Below are 19,594 nucleotides of genomic sequence, written 5' to 3' on the forward strand. Positions count from 1 at the left end.
TACCAAGAGGACCTGATTGCAGGCCAACAGAAGGCCAAAGAATTGTCTTGTCACACCCCACGCACTGAAGATGCCAAGCCAAGCTCAAGTCGTGACACGGACCGCAATACAAGCGAATGAAGCCAAGCGGGAGCGCCCCGATAAATTCTGGTCACGACGACCCTCCGGCCGTCAAGGCCGCGCCGGCCGCGCGCCGCTTCGCGGTCTGGGAGCCTTGACTGCCTCGTGTGTCGTGAAGTTGGTCCGGCATGCGCACAATGGGCAGCCATGCTGATCAGTGGCGGCGGCTTTTGTTTCGCCCAGCCGCCAGCGATAGGAAAGCAATCGACGGCCGGCGGGACTGACTCTCGTTTCAGCTCGCAGGTCAACGCAAGCCGCCCAGTCAATCCGCAACAAAACGCAACAAGTGGCAACGCTTGTTACAAAATGCTTCGAAATGCTCTGAAACGTTTCGGAATGCTCTGGCAAGAATGACCTACTGCCTCGGCCATCCTGCCATCGTTGCCTCAAATGGGCCCGTTGGTAACCGTTACCCCTTCTGCAAATCTATGCAAAAGTCTGCATAATTTTGTCGACATTTGTATAAAAAAGCAGAATTTTGCAGAACTCACACCTGTGCATCCGGCCCCGGTGATGCAGGCTGTGGATTGTCCGGGGAGCGCGGAGACGTCGGCCGATCGCGAATGCCCATTGATCGAAGTCTTCGGATGAAAACGTGCCCATAGGCGCCATCGCGATCACGGATCAGATAGCGGGGAATCTGCTCCCATCCGCAGGTCTCGGTGATCTGGTTTGCGATCCATTCCGCGGTAGGGGATGGGCCGTCACCAAACCAAATGATCTGCCGTCGACCATGTCCCATGATCAGTAGTCCGTATAGGAGGCGAATTCGGAAAACAGAGGGATCGGCTGAGACGCCAGCCTTACAGCTCGGTCGGTTCCGTGATATTGATGCACTATGACCATCAATGGTTTCGCCATCGCTGTTATTTCGTTTGCCTTGGTTGGACCGCTCGGCGCTGCCCGGGCCGAAACGGGGGATGCCGCGTACTATCGTGGTGGCCGCACCGCCAGCGGCGAAGTGTCCGGCCCAAATGGGTTTACCGCTGCGCATCGCACGCTTCCCTTCGGAACGAAGGTGAGCGTCACCAACATTCGCAACGGTCGGTCCGTGATCGTGCGCATCAATGACCGCGGTCCCTACGGCCGCGGACGGATCATCGATGTTAGCCGTGCAGCGGCGCGAGAACTCGGAATGATCAGCAGCGGAACCGTCAGGGTACGCGTCGATCGACAGTAGCTGACAACCAAGTCGCCTCTTGAAACGGTCCGTCGCTGCAGAAATTGGGGCGTATGACCGGGTTAGCGCGGCGCCGGCCATTCGGCCGGGGCGCGGCAAAGAGTCGGCGGAAAAATTATGGGTGAAGTGAGGCGGCGATCGCGCCTGCCGGTTCACGCCAGAGGTCGGCCTGAGTTATTCAATCAGATGGAAATGTCGTCGCTTCTCACGCTGAAGCGCAATTGATCGCGCGATCGGCGGTTTTCTTGTGGGCTCTCCCGTACAATGTCACCCGAACCGAAAAGCCAGCGCTACGAGACCCGGTGACGCTGAGCGGCAGGTAGATCATGAAGGTCTTGCCGCCCACCGCGATGCTGATGTCGGTTTTTTCAGGCGCCGCAGTCTGCGCCGAAGACGCCGAAATAATTGCCGCGCAAGCCACTGCGACGATCGCCGCCCCGATCTTGAAAGCCATTGAAAACTCTCCCTAGCATTCTGGTTCGCGTGTTTTGTCCGCGATTTGAACGGGCATATCGAACCGGGCCACTTTGCCGGCTCAGGCTGCCTCAGAGCCTGCGTCTCCGCAGCCTCCCGCAGTTATCGATCATTGCTCCCGGCTCTTGATGAGTTTCGCGGGATCCTCTCCATAAGGCGGCGAATAGATGACAAGAAGCTTTACTCGTTCGCTCAGCACTTTGATCGAATCAAATACACGCGCCGGGAAATAGAGCAAGTCGCCAGCGCGGACATGATGTTCTTTGCCGTCGATTTCGGCACTGGCTTCCCCTCCAGAATATAGGCCGTCTGCTCAAGGTCGGGATGCGCATGTGCAGGGGAAACCTCATTGCGCTCTATATCCGACTGGCGAGGAACGGCCCCTTCTGGCGCAAAGCGATCGTTCGCGAGTACACCGAGACTTACTATGCGGATCCCGCTCCACGGATGATATTTACTAGCCAGCCGGGATTGGCTGGAACGCCAGTTCCCCGCCAAGCGATATGTTGGTCAGGTCGGACCAATATGAGGTTGCGCGCAAACAACTTCGCCGCTTCAGAACTGGATACATCAAGTACTGTCAACGGAATGCAAGCAGCCGCTGCAGCATTTGTCAGGCTCGATACGTCTATGTCCGGGTCTAGACGCAGCAACGTGTAGCACGGTCCCAACGCGTCATAAAGCGAACGTTGATCTGCGAGCCAGATGTGGGGTAGGCGGGCCCCCGGAACCGTTGATGGCGTGAACTCTCCCATCGTATAAGGGGGCGCGGCTTCACCATCGTAGACGATGATGGGCGAGCCTTGATAGAAATACCCGAAGTTCAATCCCGCGCAGCAATACTGCTGCACATTGAGGTCATAAGTCGTCTTGCCGACCGCGGCGCGGTAGGCGTCGGCCTCCGGTCCGTCGGCCTCAATTTCGTCGTTCACGGATTTTCGCGCTTTGGCCATCGCATGCGCATGATCCATCGCGAAATGCGACACCTGATCGGTGATCGGCAGCCGCTCGGCTGCATAGGCTGCCAACATTCCCTCTCCGCCCCAGCCTTCGAGCCACGCCGTCAATAGCCACGCCAGATTGGCGGCGTCGGCAATGCCGGCATTCATGCCGTAGCCGGCATAGGGCACCCAGAGATGACAAGCATCGCCGCAGATGAAGACCTTGTCGTCGCGCACCTTATCGACGATGAGGCGGCGCCCAACCCAGTCTTCCTTGCTGAGCAGTTCGTATTCGAAATCCCGGTCGACGCCGAGCACGGTGCGGATCGCGGCGTCGCGGTCGACCGCCTCAAAGTCGGTGATCCCCGGCTTGAGATAGACATGGACCAGCCAGTTCTGCTTGCCGTCGATGGCGTAGACGTTGCCGGATTGCCGGGCATTCAGTGCGAAAGATCCCCATGCCGGAGTCCCGCCTTGTTCCAGCAGCATGCCGAGCAGCTTCGGCGCGCGAATGTAACTCGACTGCACATACTGCAGGGCGACGTCGCCGCTTAGCGTCGCACCGATTTTCTTGCGCACCAGCGAGCGGCCGCCATCGCAGCCGATCAGAAACCTACAGGAGAGCTCGATCTTCATGCCGTTTGCGGTGGCGAAGGCAGTGACTCCCTCCGCGCCTTGCGTAAAGTCGACCAGTGACGTGCCGTTGATAATGCGCGCGCTCGGCATAGCCGACAGATGCGCGAACAACACCGGTTCAAGATAGATCTGGTTGATCCGGTGCGGCGGCTCCGGCGTCGGCCACCGGGTATCCGGGCCGTCCTTGGCCGTGTAGCGCTCGGCGCGGCACGGAATTTTGATACGCGTGATTTCTCGGCCGAGAAACGCGGTGCGATAGACCACGTCGTTGGGATAATCCGCCGGCAATCCGGCGTCGCGCACCTTTTGCGCGACGCCGAGCCGGCGGAAGATTTCCATCGAGCGTGCTGAGACGTGGTTCGACTTGACGCTGGGCGGCTCGCCCGGCGCGCGGGATTCCAGCACGATGACGTCGACGCCGCGCCAGGCCAGATCCATTGCCAAAGTCAGCCCCACCGGACCTGCGCCAACCACCACGACATCGGCATGCAGCAGCTCGGCCATTTCCCCCTCTCCGCGCATGCTGTTCTACTGGGCTATCTTGATACTGCCGGCGTGGGCCACCGCTCTCCAGCGTTCGAGATCCGCCGCGATGATGCGCGAGAACTCTTCCGACGAATTGCCGACGGACTCGATGTTGAGCAATTTGAGGCGGGAGATAACGTCTGGCAACCGCGCGATGCGGACGAATTCAGCCTCCAGCTTTCTGACAATCTCGGGTGGCGTCGCCGCGGGCACGAATATGCCGCTCCACAACACCGCTTCGACGTCAGCGCCCGCTTCCTTCATGGTTGGTACATCGGGCAAGCCGTCCATCCGCCTCGGGGCAGCAACTGCCAGCGCGCGGGCCAGACCGCCGTTGACCTGGCTGGTCACCGGTCCAGCATCGGCGATCGTCGCAGTCACCTCGCCCGAGATCACAGCGGTGACGGAGTCGTTGGCACCCTTGTAGGGAATCATCTGCATCGGCACGCCGGTCTTCTGCTTGAACAGTTCGGTCGCGAGTTGGAAGGCAGCGGAGGAACTGGAATAATTCGCCTTGTCCGGATTTGTTTTTGCGTAGGCGACGAGATCGGCCAACGACTTGAACGGCGACGCCGCGTTAACGATCAGGATCAATGGAAAAGATCCAAGCTCGGACACCGGCGTGAAATCCCGGATCGTGTCGTAACTCAGCCTCTCATAGACTGCCGGATTGATTACCATGGCGCCGCTGGCACCGACCAGCAGCGTATAACCATCGGGTGCAGATCGCGCGACGTATTCGGTGGCAAAGATCGCGCCCGCGCCGGGCTTGTTTTCAATGATGACTGGCTGGCCGAGGTTTTCCGACAGTTTTTGTCCGACGATGCGGGCGATGATGTCGTTGCCGCCGCCCGGTGTGAAGCCGACGACGATGCGAATCGCGCGGGTCGGATATTTCACCTCTTGGGCAGCATGCACGAAGCCAGAATAGCTCAAACAGATGGCGGCCAGCGCCCCGCGTCTAAAGGTTTTCATGGTCTTGTTCCCCTTCGCAATTTTGTGCACGGCGCAAGCCTAGATTGCCGGCTAGAGCGGCGTGATTTGGACATGCAGGACGGCAGCGATTCCACCGTCGACAGCAGCGAGGCAGCGATCTACCGCGGCGGCGAGTTCATCCGGCTCGCTCACGAATTCACCATGCGCTCCGAAGGCACGGCCGATATCGGAGAAGCGGCGTTGCTCGCCCTGCCGGCCCGAGCGCAGTTGCGATTGAAACGAATCGGTCTCGGCGGCGACCCCCTTTGGATAGACCCGCTGCACCGACGACTTGACCGCCTGCCAGCCGCCGTTGTCGAGCACCACGGTCAGAATCGGAATTTGATATTGCTGGGCGACGGCGAATACGGAGTCGGGCGAGGAAAAATGAAAGCCGCCGTCGCCGATGATCTGCACGATGCGCCGCTCGGGCTGCGCCAGCTTCAAGCCCAACGCCATGCCGCCGCTGAAGCCGAGCCCTCCGCCGGCAAGGCCGACATAGCTGTGCGGCTGCGTGCGACGGATCTGCTCCTGCACCAGCGGCGCATTGCGGATAGCTTCGTTGACGACGATATCGTCCTGCGACAACGCACCGTTCAAGGTTGCGAACAGATAGGCCGCGCCGAGCGCGCCGGGCAGTCCCTTGTTAGCAGCTGCGGCCGCGCGGCGGCTGGCCGCCGCATCGCGGGCGCCGCTCCACCTTGCGATGCGGTCGGCGACGCGCTTGCGATAGGGGCCATCCGCGCGCGCCTCGACTACCTCGAGCACCTGCCGCAGAACAGTGGCACAATCGGCTTGAATCCTGATGTCGGTCGGGAATCCCCACATCGGGAAATCCGACTTCAACGGATCGATGTCGATCTGGATCCAGTCGATGGCTTCAACGCGCTTGGCGTATTGCGGCACAAAAGGCACGTCGGTATCGAGCAGCAGCCCGACGTCGGCCTGTTCCAGCAGAGGCAGCGGATCGAAACCGGCGAAGCACGGTGAATCCTGCGAGACGTTGAGATCGATCGAGTTGAACTCCGCGATCCGGATGCCGCAGGCAAGCGCGAGGAGCTCCAGCGCCGAGACGGCATCCGCCTTACGCCCAAGATAGGCAGTCAGCGCGATCGGATTTTCCGCCGCCATTAATCGGGTGGCGATGGCCTCGACGCGGGCTCGGTCGATACCACCGACCGAGACGCCGCCATAGCGCGCGGGGGTATAGGTCGGCATCTGTGCCTCATCCCATTCCTCGGCCAGCGTCTCGCGCGGCAGCATCATGTAGACGGGCCCCGGTGGATCGCTGTGCATGAAGGCGCCGGCGCGGGCCAGCGCTTCCTTCACGACGATGCCCGACGGCAGCGAATATTCCCATTTGACGTAGGGCCGCACGATGCTGGCGATGTCGAAGGGATCCTGCACGAAGTGCACATAGGTGTCGCGCGATCCGGTCAGTTCGCCATGCAGCGTGTAGGGCGCGCGCCCGGCGAACAGCATCACCGGCAGCCGATAGCGAAACAGGTTCTGAATGGCCATGCAGGCATTGGCAGTGCCGGCATCGACATGCACGAACACCGCCTGTCCCTTGCCGGTCGCCAGTGCGTAGCCGCCGGCCATGTGAACGGCGACGATCTCGTGCGGGCAAAGGATGATCTCGGGGTGCTTGCGGCCTTCGCGGTCCCAGCGCGCGATTTCCTCGATCAGCGAGACATGGTCGGTACCGAGATTGGCGAAGATATATTCAACGCCGAGGTCGACGAGCCCTTCGAGGAAATAATGCGCGGCACTGTGACGGCTCATACCCTTGATTTCCCCCATTTCCTTGCCGGCTTTCGGCCTTTTTTTATTCGACGACGGAATTGGCGTGCGCTGTCAGGGGTGGCCGCCGACCATGTGACGGATCATACCGGCAGCATCTGTCACATCACCGTCCGACGTCCAGGCGATGAATTGATCGGGCCGGACCAAGACAAGCGTCGCCTGGTAGAATTTTCGGCTTTCTGCGCTGTCGTCCCTGATCAGCTTGAGCGGCACTCCGCTGGCCTCGGCGGCGCGCTTGATTTCAGCGGCAGCGACATCCGGCGCGCCGAAATCGAGCAACGTAAAACCTGTGCCCAGTTCCTCGAAGACATTGCGGCCCGACGCGAGCTTGCGCGGCGCCAGATGATGTCCGGCCCGCGCAATGAATTGATGCGACCCGATCGCGCTGCAAGTGGCGCCGGGCTGACCCGCGACGATAGACGAGCCCTCGTAATTCGGCTCGAACGAATTGACCTCGGAACGCGCACCGGACGAGCGCGCCAGCCATTCGGCTTCAAATGCATCCTTGTCGATCGCGGGGTCGAATTTAGCCAGGAAATCCTTGTCGCTTTGGATCGCCTTCTCGATGAAGTCTCGCGCGGTCGACACGAACACCGGCCGTCGTTCCTCGCCGTAGGAATCCAGCAGATCCGCTCCGGCCCAACCTTGCAGCGCTGCGGCCAGCTTCCAGCCGAGATTGGCGGCGTCTTCGAGGCCGGTGTTGATGCCGTAGCCGCCATAGGGCGGATGGCCATGCGCGGCGTCGCCGGCGATGAAGACGCGCCCGATGCGATACTGATCGGCGGTCGCGACGCGCAGATCCCAAAAGCCGGTATGCTCGAATTCGACGTCGAATTCCTCGCCGACCGCCGAATACAGATGGCGGCGGAAATCGAAATTGTTCTTGGTGGTGCCAAGCGGCACCGGCGCATGGAAGAACCAGGTGGTGCCGAGATCGACGCGGCCGAAGAACTGCCAGTATCCCCTGAGGTCGGGATGCAGCACATTGTAGAATGACTTGTTGGGGAAGCGTTCGAGAAGTCTGTGCAGGCCGGTCGAGCGGAACACCAGCAGCACCATCAGCCGGTCGTGGTCGGACAGGGTCTGTGTGATGCCGGCGGCGTCGCGCACCAGGGAGCGGCTGCCGTCACAGCCGACCACATAGTCCGCCCGCAACGTGCGACGACGATCGCTGTTGCGCCCGGCGATCGTCACCTGCACGCCATCGGCGTCCTGCTCGATGCCGGCGGCGCCCCAGCCATAGAGTGTCTCGACGCTTTGCAACTGGCTCAAGCGATGCCGCAGCACCGCTTCGGTGGCATATTGCGGCAGCCGTTCGTTGTCGGTGAAGTAATAGGGCCGCACCAACTCGCGCTGCAGCCAATCATATTTGTAGCCGCTCAGCAGCGTGCCGTAGGAGGTCATGCCGCCGATGCCGTAGTCGCGCGGAATCGTCCGCGCGGCACGAAGCTCCGGCTCCGCGCCCCAGAAGTAAAAATGCTCCAGCGTGCGCTGGGTCAGGTTCTGACCCTTCGGGATCTGCTGCGGACTGCTGTAGCGCTCGACCAGAATGCACCGGATACCGCGCTGGCCGAGTTCGATCGCGAGACCAAGACCAACCGGCCCGCCCCCGACGATCACGACTTGCGTTGGGGTTTCGGCGGGCCTGTTCATCTTGGCTTCTTGCGATTGGCGTGAATTATCCGTCCCGCGGAGTGCGCGCCGGCGCGGCGAAATGAAAGCAGGACCGCCACCAAGTCAAGAATAATCTTATAATGTAAGATTACGGCTTCGATTTCCTGCCTTGCCGAGGCTGATCGGCCGAGATCTGCAGCGCCACGCGCCGGACCTCGGCGCCGATCTGATCGATCAGGGCGCCGGTCACCAGGTTGCCGGCAATGGTGACGCAGACGCTGGCGATCGGATAATGGCGGTCGTCGAAGATCGGCGCGGCGATGCCGACCGCGCCGGGCGTGACCTCGCCATAGGCGACGGAAAATCCGGCCTTGCGAACCTTCTTCAGGCTCTTCAAGACGTCCTCTGCGGTGTCGCCGAGACCGACCGAGCGCAGGTCGGCGAGGTTACGCTCGACCAGCGGCAACAGCCGCGGCCGCGGCAGAAACGCCATGATCGAGCGCGCGATCGCGCCGCGCCCCAGCGGCATCGGTCGTCCGCGCGGATAGGAACTGATGGGTTTTTTGGCGGAGGACTCAGAGACCACGCAGAGGATCTTGTTGCCGTACCAGCGTAAAACCATGGCAGTGCAGGAATAAGCCGTAGTCAGCTCTTTCAGATAGGGCACGCCGTGCAGCACCAGCGCGTCGGAGCGGCGCGTCAGGTAATCCATCTCGACGACCTTGGGTCCCAGCGTGACGCCGGAATTGCGGGTCGACATCAGAAAGCCGGCGTCTTTCAGTATCTTCAGATAGCGGTACAGCGTCGGCCGACTATAGCCGAGCTCGCGCATCAAATCCTCGGGCATCCATTCCAGTCGTTCCTCGGAAAACACCTCGAGAACCGCCAGCACCCGTTCCAGACTGTTCGTTGGCTTCATGCCTCAGGACGCATGGTCTGACATCGCTCCAGTTTCGGCCCGCGGCCCGCCTTCGCCTGCTTACGGCAGATCCTTTTCCCGGTCTGGCAGAATCAACCTTGAATTAGCGCGCGAGACCGGCACATAGTGCATCATAATCTCATATTAAGAGATTTTGTTAGCTATGACCCGTCGGCGGGCACCCCAACAGTGAGAGAATTTATGCTCGCAAGTCGCACGCATTCCCGCCGCACGGTGCTGGGGATCCTGGCCATGGCCCTCGCCCCAATGAAGCCAAGCCTGGCTCTGGGGCAGTCGCAGCAAACAATCCGGCTCAACGTTCCGTTTTCAGCAGGCACAGGGCCCGATCTCCTCGCGCGTATCCTCGGTGAGGAATTGCGACAGCGTTGGAACCAACCGGTGATCGTCGAGAACAAGCCTGGTGCGAGTGGCAATATCGGTACGGAGGCAGCTGCGCGCGCTGCTCCGGATGGTCTGACGCTTCTGGTGACCGTCAATACTTTCGTGATGAATGCGAGCCTTTATCGCTCGATCCCCTACGATCCGGAGACGAGCTTTGTGCCGATCGCGGAGATCGCGACGGGTGTTCTCGCGCTTGTTGTTCATCCTTCGCTCAACGTCAGCACTTTCTCGGAGCTGATCGCGCTTGCTCGCAGCAAGCCGGGCGACATCAACTACGCTTCCCCCGGTCGAGGAACACCACAACATCTCGCCATGGAGCTCCTGAAGCTGACGGCGCAGATCAACCTGACACACATTTCTTATACGGGCTCCGCCGGCGCAGTGAAAGACCTCGCGGGTGGACATGTCTCAGCCATGTTTCTACCGATCCATACTGCGCTTCCTCTCGCGGAGACGGGACAAATTCGCATCCTGGCCGTCGGGAGCCGGGCTCGGGCGCAGCAGGCGGCGCAGGTGCCGACGTTGGCCGAACTTGGCGTAACCGATTTCGACGTCGATTTGTGGTATGCCGTTCTTGCTCCGGCCGGCACACCGAAGGACATCGTTGATCGCTACAATGCGGTTTTTATCGAGATCCTGGCGCAGCCGAATGTTCGGGCCGTTCTCGACAGGCAAGGCTTGGTAGCCCGGGGCGGCGGCCCGTCCGAACGATTGGCAGAGCTGATCGCCAAGGATCGTCTGCGCTGGGCCAAAGTAGTCAAGGATGCCGAGATCACTTCAGAATAGCTTGAACGAGACCCTCCGGGGCTTTTTCTCGCGAACCGAATGCCAACGTCGGCTTTGAGTCAAAAGCTGGCTCTGGAGGAACGGCTGCTTTTGGCGGTCATTCATACGTGACGCGTTAAGATTGCAATCGGCGCCATACGACCCCTTCGAGGCAAACGCAATACGGAAATGGGCGGACTATTATACAAATAGGCGGACTATTATACTTGCGGTTGATGCTGCATTTGTACGTGCGGGCTCGAAATGCTATCGCGCGCGGGGCCGCGTGGCTGGTAGTCCAAGCGACAACAATATGCTCGACTGCGGACCCCGTCCCAGGCAACGGCAGCAGAGAAAGAGCACGCCGGTGGCCGAGAAGAAGCGCTTCGGCCGGCCAGTCTCTCGGCAATCCACCGGGTCGTTGCCACGGTGGCGCCGGTTAGCGAAGCTGCCGGAGCATTTGGCGCAGTTCTGCGATATCAAGTGCTCTGGTCCCGGAATGCTGAATTTCTTGATGCTGCATTATAGGCTTTCCGGGAATGGCAAGCTAACCTTCGGGCATATTGCGTACTGAACGATGGCGACTCTAAAAACATGTCGAACCAGCTTACGAAGTCTGCCCGCCGGGTTTTCGACATTCTCGAGTTGTTTCGCGAGCGGCAGTGCCCGCTTCGTCTGAAGGACGTGGCCGACTCGCTGGGCATGCCGACGTCGAGCGCTGCTGCCCTGCTGAAGACCATGGCGCAGATGAACTATCTGTCGTTCGAGAGCACGTCGCGCTCCTATCTTCCTACGCTTCGGTTGTCGCAACTCGGCAGCTGGGTGACGGAAGCAAACTACGAGAGCGGACCCATTCAGGAGGCTGTCCGTCGGATCGGGCGCAAGATCGGCGAGACCATTTTGCTGGGGACGGTCACGGATATCTACGTCGAAATCGTCGACATCCTCAGAGCCAAGCAGCCGCTTCAATACTACACGACCGTCGGAACCAGGGTTCTGCTAGTACATTCGGGCGTCGGCTGGCCGCTCCTCAGCACTCTGCCCGATAAGGATATCGCCGGGATTTACCGGCGAACGGTGCGCTTGAAGAAGATCGAGCGCGGTATGTCTACGCTCGCCAGGCTGGAGGCCGAAATCGAAAAGGTTCGCCGCGATGGTTATTGCCTGTCCCGCGGTATGGTGACCCGAGGCGTCGGCGTGGTGGGCATGGTAGTGCCGACGCCCCCCAACCATCGGCGGCTGGCGATCGGAGTTGCGGGCCCAATGGAACGGATCGAGAAGAATCTGGCGCGAATTCTCGCGGCGATTCGCGCCGAAAACGCGAGGCTGACGCATTTCGCCAGCATGATCGACTGACGAAAGCTAATCGGGGCCACGGAATGAACCGTCATCGCGCTCGTTCGCTTATATTGTAGCGGGCGATGGAGTCGAAGCCTGCGAGAATGCGCGCGTGACGATCCTCGATCCACGCCCGCGGCTCTTCATGGGTGAAGATGAAGAACTCCGACCGTGCGACGGCATCGAGAACGCGTCGTCCGACATCATCGGGCGATAGCCCGGCGGATTGCCATGCCTTGGCGACGTCGGCGCCCGGTCGTTCGTAGGGTCCCCCCAATCGCGCCGGGCGTCGCCGCGACGAGGCATGAAGCGTCGTATTAACGAGGGCGGGGCAGAGCACGGAAACGCCGATCTCGCTGTCTTCGAGATCGAGCGCAAGTGCTTCGGAAAGCGCGACGACGGCATATTTCGTCATGGCATAGGAGCCGTTGCGCAGTTTGGGATTGACCTGCAGTCCGCCGATCGATGCGGTGTTGACCACATGTCCGGCCTCGCCGTGCCTTCGCATGCGCGGCACCACGGTCCTGATGCCGTTGATGACGCCGTGGACGTTTACCCCGAATATCCATTCCCACTGCGCCGGCGTCACCTCCCACAGCGGCATGGCGCCAAGCGTCACGCCGGCATTGTTGAAGAGGAAATGGATGTTGCCGAATTCGGCCTCCGCCTCGTCGGCCGCGCGTTCGAACATGGCCGCGTCGGAAACATCCACTTCGATCGTGCGGGTGCGGACGTTGAAGGTGGAGAGTTCGTGGCGGGCGATGTCGAGCTGCGTTGGTTCGATGTCGGCGAGCACGATATTGGCGCCGTTGCGCGCCAGCGCCCGGCAAATGCCAAGGCCGATGCCGTTGGCGGCGCCGGTGACAAAGGCGGTCTTGCCGGAGAAGTCCATCGTCAGCGCTCCGACCGGGCCGTTCTTTGCCTCGGCTGCTCGGCAGGCGCCGCGGCGAGGGCCTGAAACCCCTCCATCATCCGATCGAACCGCCGCGCCACATCGGCGCTACGGTCGGCGTGGGTAAAGACGTACAGCCGGCGCGCCTCGATCGCATCACATACCAGTTGCGCGACATATGTCGGGTCGAGACCGCTTTCGAGCGCTTGAGCATAGCGCCTGTTGCGTTCGGCGTTGCTGCCGTCCATGTCGAGCGAAATCGGTCCGCCGAAACGTGCGGGACGATTGCGGCCGTTGTCGAGCATGCGGGTCTTGACCCAACTCGGGCACAGCACGCTTACTCCGATGGGGCTGCCTTCGAGTTCCGCCGCCAGCACCTCGGATATTCCCACGGTGGCGAACTTGGTCGCGCAATAGGGGCCCGCAAGCGGCGCCCCGACGACGCCGTTCATCGAGGCCGTATTGACGATGTGACCTTGCTCGCCATGCGCCTTCATGTGTGGCAGGAAGATCTGCAGGCCGTGAATGAGCCCCTTGAGATTGACGACGATCACCCAGTCCCAATCGGACGTCGCGATGCCTTCGATCGGACCCGCCCGCGATACCCCGGCGTTGTTGCAGAGGATGTGAACCTTGCCAAATTCCGAAAAGGCTCGTGCTGCGGCCTCGGCGAGCACTTCACGGTCGGAGACGTCGCAGGCCATCCCGATGGCGCGTACGCCTTCGCGGCGCAGATCCTCGACCGCCTCCGCGCAGGCCGCCGCTTCGACATCGGCCATCGCAACGTTCATGCCGCGTCGACCGAAGGCACGGCATAGCGCCAGACCGATGCCGCTTGCGCCGCCGGTGACGAAGGCGGTCTTTCCCTTGAACTGATCCATTGACTTTCGCTTTTGCTAAACCAGCCGCACGGCATCTTCTTCAGCGCCTATGGCGATCGCTTCCGGATCGCCATAGGTTACGCGCGATCAGGTCGCCTGCATGGGAACGGCAACTTCCCGGCGTCTGGCGGCCTTCACTGTCAGCAGAATCGTGGCACCGGCGGCGATCAGCGCCGGTCCGCATGCGCATAGGAAGATTTCCTTCGGCGGCAGCCCGGCGGCCAGCAACGCGCCGCCAATCGCGGGACCTGCGATACCGCCAAGCCGCCCGATGCCGAGTGCCCAACCCACGCCGGTCGATCGGATGCGCGCTGGGTACAATCCGGAAGCCATGGCATTGGCGCCGAGCTGGCTCCCGATCATCGCCGCGCCGGCGCCAAGAATGGGGATCATGATGAAAGGCGCCGGCAGATTATACAGACCGATCGCGAGGACGAAGATCACGCCCGAGGCGAAGCTGCACGCCAGCACCCGCGGGGCGCCGAAGCGGTCGATCATGGGACCGAGCAGGAGGGTGCTTAGAATCCCGCCGAGCGAGAACATGCTGGCATAGAAGACTGCAGTTTCGGGCTTGAGGCCGGACAGGTTGAGCACCGTGGGCATCCAGTAGCTGAACAGATACATGTTCAGGAGATTTGCAAAGAACGCGACCCACAGCAGGATGGTCGATGCCGCAAGCCCTCCCGTGAACAGCTGCCGGACCGGGTTGCCCTGCGCGACGTCGACCAGTTTCGATGCCGCCATCTGCGCGCTGATATTGAGCCGTCGCAGAATTACGTGCGCCGCCGGCGTTTCCACGTGATGGGCGATCAGAAACCGCGGGGACTCCGGCAGAAAGAACATCAGGATAGGGATCAGCAGCAGCGGCGGAATACCGCCCGCGAGGAAGATGCTCTGCCAGCCGAAGATCGGCAGGATCTGCGCGACCAGTTGTCCGCCGAGAAAACCTCCCAGCGTATTGCCGCAGAACATCAGCATGATCAGCGTGCCGCGCCTCTGGATCGGGCTGTAATCGGAGGTCAGGGCAACCGTAACCGGCATGGCGCCGCCGATGCCGAGGCCGGTCAGAAACCGCATCATGGTGATTGACGGGATCGACCATGCATAGGCGCTGAGAATCGAAAACACGGCGATGAAGGCGACGCTGATAACAAGAAGCGGCTTGCGCCCGAAGCGGTCGCCGAGAGGGCCTGACAGCAGCGCTCCGAAGAGGATACCGACGCTCGACATCACAAACGCCGTTGTGAACAGCGGTGGCGCGACGCCCCATGCTTTCGAGAGCGAAGGCGCCGCCATCCCGATCGTTCCGAGATCGAAGCCGTCGAACGCCTGCACCAATGCGCAAAGCAGGACAACGCGCAATTGCAATGCGCCGAAGGGCTGGTTTTCAAGCGCCTCTTCGACGGGCGATCTCATTTCACCGCTCATGGCTATCTCCCCTATGGTTTTGATGCGGTGTCGTTCCGAGAGGTCGACACTCGTCCATTTTTGGTCTGAGAACATATCCCGATTAATCGGCCGCAAGATGCGTCGCGAACGCGACGATGCGTTCTTGCTCAAGCTGCGATATCCTCCCCAAGCGGAACCCGAACCACCTGATGGGCCTGCAGCGCCGGCAACACCTCACGCGCAAAGCGCCGGATCTGCTCCATGAACATTTCATGGGGCAGCGCGCCCCGGTTGAGGCTGATCTGAACCTGGTTTGCGCCGGCGGCTTCGGCGGCTCCGATGATCCGCTCGGTGACCTCTTTCGCGGTGCCGAGCGGCATGTTTTCCGCCTGCCGTTCGAAATCCGCCATTGTCATGTTGCGATAGTCTTCGCGCAGGCCGGCTGCCGCTTTCATGTTCTCGGGACGGACGTAGTCATTCGATGTCTGCGAGACGTAACCGGCATCGCGCTGCTTGGCCGTCTCGGTGAAGTTGCCGTGACTGAACAGCGTGCGGTTGAAATACAGGTGATAGGGCGCGAACTCGCGGACGGCCTCGGCCTTGCTGTCGGCGACATAGGCGGACAAAGCGATCGAAAGATGATTGGGCGTAATCTGGTGGCCGTGGTTGGCGAGGCATTTTGCGAAGTAGCGGATGATGTCTTCCTGCAGTCCGCCGCGGGCCAGCCCCGGCGTAATGACGGCGTTCTTTTTCCCCGCGAATTCGATCGATTCCTTGCTGCCAACGATCGGGATCCAGATTTCCGGGCCGGGCCGCTGCACCGGCCGCGGCCAGAGCGCGACGTCCTTGTATGACCAGAACTGGCCGGAATAGGAGAATATCTCCTCCGACCAGGCGCGGGTGACGATCTCATATGCTTCTTCAAAACGCGCCCGGGAATCCTTGAGCGGAACGTTGTGGACCTGGTATTCGCGCGGAATGCCGCGCGCGAAGCCCGAGATTAGCCGGCCGTTCGACAGGCAATCGAGCATCGCCAGCTCTTCGGCGAGCCGCAGCGGCTCGTGCAGCGGCAGCAGGTTGCCATAGATCAGGAGTTTCAGCTTTTTCGTCCGTTGTGCGGCGGCCGCTGCCATCAGGTTCGGTGAATTCATCAGCCCGTAGGGCGAGCAATGATGCTCGTTGAAGCCGACGCCGTCATAACCGAGCCGATCCATTTCCTCCCAGGCATCGAGATGTTCGGCGTAGGTCCGAACGGCGACGTCGGCCTTGAAATATCGGTTCGACAGCGGGTAGGGGAGTTCGTTGCCAACCTTGAGATGGTCGAGTTGTTCGCCGTAAGCGAGCAGATCGAAGATGAATACCTTCATGGACGCGTTCCCCCGACAATGTTGCAATCCTCGCTGGTGGAGGAAATTACCCGCAAGATTACGGCCGGAAGCGTTGTAGCGCCAATAGACGCAATAAAATTCCACATATGTGGAATTGGCGGGTTCACAACCCCATGGCAGGTTGAGACCCCCGCAACCGACGCGAGCACGAGATTGCCGCAAGCCGCCTCTCGGCGCTCTGAACTCCACCTGAAGACTTAGGCGCCGGAAGCGCGCAGCGATAACTGACGCCACAGGTCGCGCACGCGCTCGAAATTATCCCTGCGGGATAGCTATAGGAGCGTGGCTCATCAGGCCACGCAGATCCGGAAAACTGCAAAAAAGATGAAATCCCGGCATCGGGCGAAGTATCATTCGCCTTTAATACCTGCCTCCGCAATGACCTTTGCCCATTTTATGTTTTCGCTTTGGATAAACCGGTCAAAGGTAGCGGGAGAAGAAGGCGCAGGCTCGGCGCCGAGCGATCGGATCTTTTCGACGGCGGCCGGATCGCTCAAAGCCTTCACGAAAGCGGCATTCAGCCTGTTGATGACATCCGGTGGCGTGCCGGCGGGGGCGACGAGACCGAACCAGCCGACGGATTCGAAGTCACTGAGGCCAAGTTCCGATAGTGGCGGAACGTCCGGCAGAAACGCGACGCGCTTGGCCGCGGATACGCCGAGCGCCTTCAGCTTGCCGTCGCGGATCAATTGCTGGGACGCGGGGATATCCAGTACCGCCAGCGGTATGTGATTGGCGAGAACGTCGACGGCAGCCGGCGCGGTGCCGCGATAGGCGACGAGCTGAACTTTGATCCCTGCCTTTTGAGCAAACAGCGCCGACGTCAGGTGCATTGCGGTGCCGTTGCCGCCATGTCCGATCGAAAGTTCATCAGGGTGGGCTCGCGCAGCGCTAACGACGTCATTGACCGAAGCGAGCTTGGACTCTTGCGATGCAACCAGCACAAAGGGAATCTGCGCAAGCAAGCTAATGGGAGCCAGATCTTTCAAGGGATCGAAGGACATTGCCGCACGATTGAGGTGGGGATTCACGGTGAGCACGCCGGCCGCGGCGACGCCGAGGGTGTAGCCGTCCGGAGCGGCCTGCGCTACAGCTCCAATACCGATATTGCCGCCAGCCCCTGATCGATTCTCGATCACCACCGGCTGATGCAGTTCGTCTGCAATGGCCGGTTGCAGCGTGCGGATCACAATGTCGGCGCTGCCGCCCGGCGGGAAGGTGACGATGATCTTGATGGGCTGATCGGGATAGGCATACGCGACACGAGGATCGATCAGCGGTAGGGCTAGTAAAGAGACGAAACTCCAGAGGGCTATTTGCCTTACCGAATGAAACATCTATTCTCCTTCGGCAATATCCTGCGCGAGCCTCTATTATGCATGATCACCCCACTTCAACAAGCCAGCCGATCGAGACAAGCGTGCTTGTCGTGGGTGCAGGCCCGGTCGGCCTGACTTTGGCGATGGACTTGGCCAGCCGCGGCATTGCCGTAGTGGTCGTCGAAGTCAGGAATGCCGGAGAGCCGCCAAGCGTGAAATGCAATCACGTTTCTTCGCGCTCGATGGAGGTGTTCCGGCGCCTGGGCGTGGCGCAGAAGTTGCGCGACGCCGGCCTGCCCGCGGACTATCCCAACGATTGCGCCTATCGCACCACGACAACGGGTATCGAACTCTCGCGCATCCCTATTCCATGCCGGCGCGACCGCTTTACCACGTCGGACGGACCGGATACCGGCTGGCCGACCGCCGAGCCTCCGCACCGGATCAACCAGATTTATATGGAGCCCGTGCTTTTTGCACATGCTGCTGGTATCGATGGTCTGAAGATATTCAATCGCACGGCGTTCGAGAATTTTGAGGAGCGGAGCGACGGAATAGTCGCGACGGTTCGCAATCTTGACGCCGACAGGATCTTTCAGATTCGCGCCGACTTCCTGGTCGGTTGCGATGGCGCCCGTTCTGTGGTGCGCAAGGCGATCGATGCAACGCTGCAGGGCACACCAATCATACAGCGCGTGCAGTCAACCTATATCCGCGCCCCGGATCTACTCGGTCTGATGGGCTCGCCGGCGTGGATGACGCTCTCGCTCAACCCGCGGCGTTGCGGAACCGTAGTCGCTATCGATGGCCACGAGAAATGGCTTGTTCACAATCATCTCAATCGCGAAGACGAGACTTTCGAATCAGTCGATCGCGATTGGTCGATCCGCGCGATCCTCGGCGTCGGCTCCGACTTTGAGTACGAAATCCTGAGCGAAGAGGACTGGGTGGGCCGCCGGCTGGTTTCCGGCCGGTTTCGAAAGGGGCGCGCATTTATTTGCGGCGACGCTGCGCATCTGTGGATGCCCTACGCCGGTTACGGGATGAATGCCGGCATTGCCGACGCGACCAATCTGGCGTGGTTGCTGGCGGCATGTCTGCAGGGGTGGGGCGGCCCGGCGATTCTGGATGCATATGAAGCGGAGCGTCTTCCGATCACCGAACAGGTTTCACATTTTGCCATGGATATGGCCGGCAAAGTTCTGAGTCAGCGACGCGCTGTTCCGGACGAGATCGAGATGCCCGGTCCCGAGGGTGACGCTGTTCGCAAGCAGGTGGGACAGGCGGCCTATGACCTGAATGTGCAGCAATATTGCTGTGGAGGCCTTAACTTCGGCTATTTCTACGATCGATCGCCGATCATTGTGTACGACGGCGAATGCCAGCCTTCTTATACCATGGCGGACTTCACGCCGTCGACGACGCCGGGGTGCCGAGTCCCGTTCGCAAGATTACGGGATGGCCGACCCGTCTATGATGCCTTTGGGCCGGGTTACACACTGCTGCGGTTTGATTCGGACGTTGCTGTTGCACCGTTCGTTGATTTGATGCATGGCGGCGGGGTTCCCATCGAAGTGATTGATATGCCGGCGGGCGAGTCTAAGGAATTTCACGATCGCAAGCTTGTTCTTGTCAGAACCGATCAGCATGTGGCGTGGCGCGGCGATGCGCTCCCCGCCAGACTTGACAGTCTGATGGACGCCCTGCTGGGTAAAGCGGTTGGTTCGGACGGATAGAAATCCCTGCAGCGGACGCTCATTGATCCAGATGTAGTGCGACTGGAGGTCGGGTCAGTGGGCAGATCGGCCGTAACAGGCATAGGCGTGTCGGAGCGGCAGCCTGGAACGTTACAATTTCTTGCACCAGCTCTCGGTCTTTGTCTGCAGCGGCACCACGATCTCCATGGCATGGTTTGCGCAGGAAACTGGCAGACGGTGAGCCGAGCAGATCACGCCTATAAATACCAAATACATTCGTCAAAACCGATGTTTGCTATGGCGCCAATGGCAAATTTCTAATGACCGCTGTTG

Annotated in this window: 15 protein-coding genes; 4 read left to right on the forward strand and 11 right to left on the reverse strand. The window is 60.8% G+C overall.

What is annotated here, in order from left to right:
* The first annotated feature begins 958 nt into the window (after positions 1–958).
* A complete protein-coding gene (locus QZ213_RS08905) occupies positions 959–1,300 on the forward strand; it encodes a septal ring lytic transglycosylase RlpA family protein (protein ID WP_291685696.1) in 342 nt (113 codons plus the stop codon).
* 205 nt (positions 1,301–1,505) lie between these two features.
* On the opposite strand, the gene QZ213_RS08910 is transcribed toward QZ213_RS08905, so the two are convergent.
* The 6 genes from QZ213_RS08910 to QZ213_RS08935 all read right to left on the reverse strand — a co-directional run bounded on the left by QZ213_RS08910 (position 1,506) and on the right by QZ213_RS08935 (position 9,190).
* Positions 1,506–1,754 carry a hypothetical protein gene (locus tag QZ213_RS08910; RefSeq protein WP_291685697.1) on the reverse strand — a complete coding sequence of 83 codons (249 nt, stop codon included), beginning with the start codon at positions 1,752–1,754 and terminating at the stop codon, positions 1,506–1,508.
* 445 nt (positions 1,755–2,199) lie between these two features.
* Positions 2,200–3,855 carry an FAD-dependent oxidoreductase gene (locus QZ213_RS08915; RefSeq protein WP_291685698.1) on the reverse strand — a complete coding sequence of 552 codons (1,656 nt, stop codon included), beginning with the start codon at positions 3,853–3,855 and terminating at the stop codon, positions 2,200–2,202.
* Between the two features lie 24 nt (positions 3,856–3,879).
* Positions 3,880–4,851: a tripartite tricarboxylate transporter substrate binding protein gene (locus tag QZ213_RS08920; protein ID WP_291685699.1), complete on the reverse strand. Its 972-nt coding sequence runs from the start codon at positions 4,849–4,851 to the stop codon at positions 3,880–3,882.
* A gap of 51 nt (positions 4,852–4,902) precedes the next feature.
* Positions 4,903–6,636 carry a thiamine pyrophosphate-requiring protein gene (locus tag QZ213_RS08925; protein WP_291685700.1) on the reverse strand — a complete coding sequence of 578 codons (1,734 nt, stop codon included), beginning with the start codon at positions 6,634–6,636 and terminating at the stop codon, positions 4,903–4,905.
* Between the two features lie 72 nt (positions 6,637–6,708).
* On the reverse strand, positions 6,709–8,310 hold the full coding sequence (locus QZ213_RS08930; RefSeq protein WP_291685701.1) for an FAD-dependent monooxygenase: 1,602 nt from the start codon (positions 8,308–8,310) through the stop codon (positions 6,709–6,711).
* Positions 8,311–8,419: 109 nt separating this feature from the next.
* Complete coding sequence (locus QZ213_RS08935) at positions 8,420–9,190, reverse strand: IclR family transcriptional regulator (protein ID WP_291685702.1); 771 nt, start codon at positions 9,188–9,190, stop codon at positions 8,420–8,422.
* A gap of 201 nt (positions 9,191–9,391) precedes the next feature.
* On the opposite strand from QZ213_RS08935, the gene QZ213_RS08940 reads away from it, so the two are divergent.
* Positions 9,392–10,378: a tripartite tricarboxylate transporter substrate binding protein gene (locus tag QZ213_RS08940; protein ID WP_291685703.1), complete on the forward strand. Its 987-nt coding sequence runs from the start codon at positions 9,392–9,394 to the stop codon at positions 10,376–10,378.
* 573 nt (positions 10,379–10,951) lie between these two features.
* Positions 10,952–11,713: a helix-turn-helix domain-containing protein gene (locus QZ213_RS08945; protein WP_291685704.1), complete on the forward strand. Its 762-nt coding sequence runs from the start codon at positions 10,952–10,954 to the stop codon at positions 11,711–11,713.
* Between the two features lie 31 nt (positions 11,714–11,744).
* Here the strand turns inward: QZ213_RS08945 and QZ213_RS08950 are convergent, their stop codons facing one another.
* The 5 genes from QZ213_RS08950 to QZ213_RS08970 all read right to left on the reverse strand — a co-directional run bounded on the left by QZ213_RS08950 (position 11,745) and on the right by QZ213_RS08970 (position 17,582).
* A complete protein-coding gene (locus tag QZ213_RS08950; RefSeq protein WP_291685705.1) occupies positions 11,745–12,587 on the reverse strand; it encodes an SDR family NAD(P)-dependent oxidoreductase in 843 nt (280 codons plus the stop codon).
* A gap of 2 nt (positions 12,588–12,589) precedes the next feature.
* The gene (locus QZ213_RS08955) at positions 12,590–13,468 is read right to left on the reverse strand and encodes an SDR family NAD(P)-dependent oxidoreductase (RefSeq protein WP_291685706.1); all 879 of its coding nucleotides are present in this window, start codon (positions 13,466–13,468) and stop codon (positions 12,590–12,592) included.
* Positions 13,469–13,555: 87 nt separating this feature from the next.
* Entirely contained in the window at positions 13,556–14,896 is a 1,341-nt protein-coding gene (locus tag QZ213_RS08960; RefSeq protein ID WP_291685707.1) for an MFS transporter, read from the reverse strand.
* 128 nt (positions 14,897–15,024) lie between these two features.
* Complete coding sequence (locus QZ213_RS08965) at positions 15,025–16,224, reverse strand: LLM class flavin-dependent oxidoreductase (RefSeq protein ID WP_291685708.1); 1,200 nt, start codon at positions 16,222–16,224, stop codon at positions 15,025–15,027.
* Positions 16,225–16,595: 371 nt separating this feature from the next.
* Positions 16,596–17,582, reverse strand: a complete 987-nt coding sequence (locus tag QZ213_RS08970) for a tripartite tricarboxylate transporter substrate binding protein (RefSeq protein ID WP_291685709.1) — start codon at positions 17,580–17,582, stop codon at positions 16,596–16,598.
* Between the two features lie 38 nt (positions 17,583–17,620).
* Between QZ213_RS08970 and QZ213_RS08975 the strand changes: the two genes are divergently transcribed.
* Positions 17,621–19,300 carry an FAD-dependent oxidoreductase gene (locus QZ213_RS08975; RefSeq protein ID WP_291685710.1) on the forward strand — a complete coding sequence of 560 codons (1,680 nt, stop codon included), beginning with the start codon at positions 17,621–17,623 and terminating at the stop codon, positions 19,298–19,300.
* The last annotated feature ends 294 nt before the right edge of the window (positions 19,301–19,594 follow it).

Origin of the sequence: Bradyrhizobium sp. (assembly GCF_017881085.1) — a bacterium.
Lineage (GTDB): Bacteria > Pseudomonadota > Alphaproteobacteria > Rhizobiales > Xanthobacteraceae > Bradyrhizobium.